The sequence below is a fragment of the Acidithiobacillus ferriphilus genome (genome assembly GCF_018854775.1).
Lineage (GTDB): Bacteria > Pseudomonadota > Gammaproteobacteria > Acidithiobacillales > Acidithiobacillaceae > Acidithiobacillus > Acidithiobacillus ferriphilus.
In genome coordinates this window covers 1-3,325 of record NZ_JAAZTY010000197.1, presented here as the reverse complement: position 1 = coordinate 3,325, position 3,325 = coordinate 1, and the positions used below count along the sequence as shown (strand labels likewise).

At 65.7% G+C, this 3,325-nt stretch carries 3 protein-coding genes; 1 reads left to right on the top strand and 2 read right to left on the bottom strand.

Annotated features, from left to right (window positions below; translation table 11 throughout):
* Positions 1-1,235, bottom strand: a 1,235-nt coding sequence (locus tag HF921_RS12075; RefSeq protein ID WP_455692641.1) for a phosphoketolase family protein, incomplete at its 3' end; no start/stop codon positions are given.
* A gap of 97 nt (positions 1,236-1,332) precedes the next feature.
* On the opposite strand from HF921_RS12075, the gene HF921_RS12070 reads away from it, so the two are divergent.
* Positions 1,333-2,121, top strand: a complete 789-nt coding sequence (locus HF921_RS12070) for an IclR family transcriptional regulator (protein WP_215893884.1) — start codon at positions 1,333-1,335, stop codon at positions 2,119-2,121.
* Between the two features lie 14 nt (positions 2,122-2,135).
* Here HF921_RS12070 and HF921_RS12065 read toward each other — a convergent pair.
* On the bottom strand, positions 2,136-3,325 hold a 1,190-nt coding region (locus HF921_RS12065), incomplete at its 5' end, for a glycosyltransferase family 4 protein (RefSeq protein ID WP_215893883.1).

Genomic DNA, 3,325 nt, shown 5'->3' with positions numbered 1-3,325 from the left:
ACCACGAAGCGCGGGTCCTGCTGCCCCAGCCAGGCCACCAGCGCGCCCATGGCGGTGGCGGGCACGGCCTGCTCGCCGACATTGAAATCCTGCATGGGGAAGTCATCCAGCCGGGCGATGTCCAGCACCTGCTCGGTCACCGCCGTTTTGGCGGCAGGACCACCACCGGCCCGCGCGAAGTTCTCCCGCACCAGCGCCCAGGCTTCCGGACTGAGGGCACGTTGCTCCAGCGCCGTCTTGATCTCCGGCGATTCCGGGGTGTCCTTGGGATAGAGGTTGTGGGACTTGGCACCCGAAACATGCACACCCGCACCCTTCAACTGCTTGAGGATGAAGGCGCTGTGACGACCACTCAGGGCGTGCTCCGCCGCCCTGGCCACACCGGTCAGCACCGCCTCCATAAAAGCCAGACGCTGGCCGAAGGAGAAGCGCGCGGAGTCGACATAGGCCCCTTCCTGACCTGCGTCGTCGAAGTCCCTGGCATCCACGAGGATGACTTCGTCGAAGTCATGGGCGCGCCAGTAGGCGATCATCTCGTCATTCGTCATCAGGGAGACCATGGAGTGATGCTCCTGACTGAAGCCGTTCCAGACCAGCACCGGCAGGTAATTGGTGACCTGCGGGTAGGCAAAGTGGAAGTGCTTCATGGCGCTCAGCACGTACGGCTCGCCGAAACCGCCATCGCCGATGGTCACCGGGAAGAGGGTGCCGGGATGCAGCAACGCGCCCGCCATGGCGAAGTGCTGTCCCTGCCCCAATGGACCCGCCGGCGCCAGCAGGCCGGGGATGGCGCCGGAGAGATGGCCAAGCAGACCATGCCGCTCGCGGAAACGCGCCATCATGTCATTCATGTCGCGGATACCCATGTCCTCCAGCGAGCTGTCGAGGAACATGGCGCTGTAGAAACCGGGGGCGTGGTGGCCCACTTCGGTGACGATGTTGGTATGACCGAGCATCACCAGCGCCGCATAAGCCTCAACGCTGGAGGCAAAGCCGCCGGGATGGCCGGAGGACTTGGCGGCGCAGACCTGCAAGGTGCAGTAGCGCAGGGCGTCGGCCATGAGCAGGGTCTGGTAGACGGCTTCCTTGGCCGCGGGATGAGGGACCGCCTTGTGGCCGACGGCGATGGCGGCACTGCGGCCATACTCCGCAAAATTTGGCCATGATTCACCAAAGTGGAACATACCCGCGCAGAAGGCGGGAGCGTTAGCGGGCAAGGTGCTTTGGGCGGTCATGGCGTGATGATCCTGTGACAAAAAAAGATTGCACCCACTCTAAGCAAGACCGTATGATTCCGCAATAGGGTATCGTTTCCACCATGCGGAATATTCCATGTCAGACTCTGCCAGCGACAGAAACTCCTCCATCCAAGTCATCGACCGCCTGCGCGCCCTGCTGGACGCCCTCGCGGCGGAGGGCGGCAATGCCACCCTCAAGATACTCGCCGCCGTAACCGGACTGGCGCCCTCCACCGCCTTCCGCATTCTCGCCTCGGCACAGGACAACGCATTGCTCACCCGGGACGCCGTCGGCCATTACCGCTTCGGCCCCCACCTGCAAGACTGGGCGCAGCTCGCCCACGGCCGCAGCGACCTGCGCGCCATCGCCCGGCCCATCATGGCCTGGCTGCGCGATCAGGTGCAGGAGACGGTGAACCTCACCATTCAGCAGGACGACGAAGTCGTCTATGTGGAGCGCGCCACCTCGTCGCGGATGATGCGGGTAGAGCAGGTGATTGGCAGTCGCGCGCCCCTGCATACCACCGCCGTCGGCAAGCTGATGCTGGCGCTGAATGGTGAGGTGGCGGTCGAGCGTTACGCCACCCGCACCCACTTACCGGCGCTCACCATACACACCCTGCATGACATCCCGACACTCTGGAAGGACGCCCGCACGGCTCTGGAGCGCGGCTATGCGCTGGATAATGAAGAGGCGGAAATCGGCGTCGGCTGCCTTGGGGTACTGCTCCGTGGGCCGCTGCCCTGGAATGCCGGATTGAGCATCTCCGCACCCATGGAGCGCCGTCAGGAAAGCTGGGTACCGCTGTTGCAGGAGGCCGCGCGGCGGATAGATACGCGATTGCAGGGACAGACGGTAACGCTGGATATGGGGGTTTTATGACAGCCACCAATGGGTTAACGCGACACCACCTCCCGCATCACCGCCAGCGCCTGCGCCGCCGCCGCCTCCCAGGTATAGAGCGACGCCCGCGCCGGCCCCGCCGCCGCCAGCCGGGCGCGCAAGACCTCATCCTCCGCCAGCCGCCGCATCGCCGCGGTGATGGACTGCACATCCAGCGGGTCGCAATACAGCGCCGCACCACCGCAGGCCTCCGGCATGGCGGCCACGTCGGCTACCAACACCGGGCAGCCCGAGGCCATGGCCTCGATGGGCGGCAGACCAAAGCCCTCGTAGAGGGATGGGTAAACCAGCGCCAGGGCGCGGCGATAGAGTGCCGGCAGCAGTTCGTCGCGCAGGTAGCCCAGCATCCGCACCTCGCCGCGCGCCAGCATTTCCTCCAGGATTGCGGCGAAATTAGTCTCCTGCCAGCCCATCTGCCCCACCAGCACCAGCGGGTGCGCCCCACGGATGACAGCCGGCAAGGCCGCGTAGGCCGCCAGCAAGCCCGCCAGATTCTTGCGCGGCTCCAGGGTGGAGAGAAAGAGGAAAAAGCGACGCTCATCTCCCAGCAAAATCCCATCCAGTGCCGTTTCCACTTCCGCAGCCGGAGCCAAAGCGAAACGCCCGCTGATACCGGGATAGACCACATGGGTCCGCCCCGCCACCTCCGGGAAGTAATGCAACAATTCCGCTTCCGTAAAACGCGAGTCCGTCAGAACGGCCCCCGCGCGCGCCATGGCCGGTCGCAAGTGACGGTTCAAAAAGGCCACACGGGCCGGGGGGTGGACCTCCGGATAGCGGAGATGGGAAAGATCATGCACCACCAGGACAGACGGAGCCTTGGCGCGCGGCAGGACGAAGCTGGGTCCCAGGATCAGATCCGGTCGCCAGAGACGTTCCAGCCGGGTCAGTTGCCGCCCCTGCAAGACAAACTGTAGCTCCCGCCCCAGGGGAATACGCTTGCGCCACTGCAAGGGGTGGGGAATGCGCAGGCCGGGTTGCCGCGGCGGCTCCCGCGCCCAGGACCGCGCCGTAAAGTAGGCCAGGGTCGCCCCCTCATCCGCGGCCAACTGCTGACACAGCGCGGCGGTATAATGCCCGATCCCCGCCAGCCGCCCCGACAGCGTGGTGGCCTCCACCGCCACGCGCGGCAGCCCGTCACCCTGGGGGACTGCGTCCACGACGGTGGGCGACGACAGGTCGT

Bases quoted from the DNA above. Each gene is read 5' to 3' on its own strand.
- HF921_RS12070 (WP_215893884.1), top strand. From the start codon at position 1,333: ATGTCAGACTCTGCCAGCGACAGAAACTCCTCCATCCAAGTCATCGAC.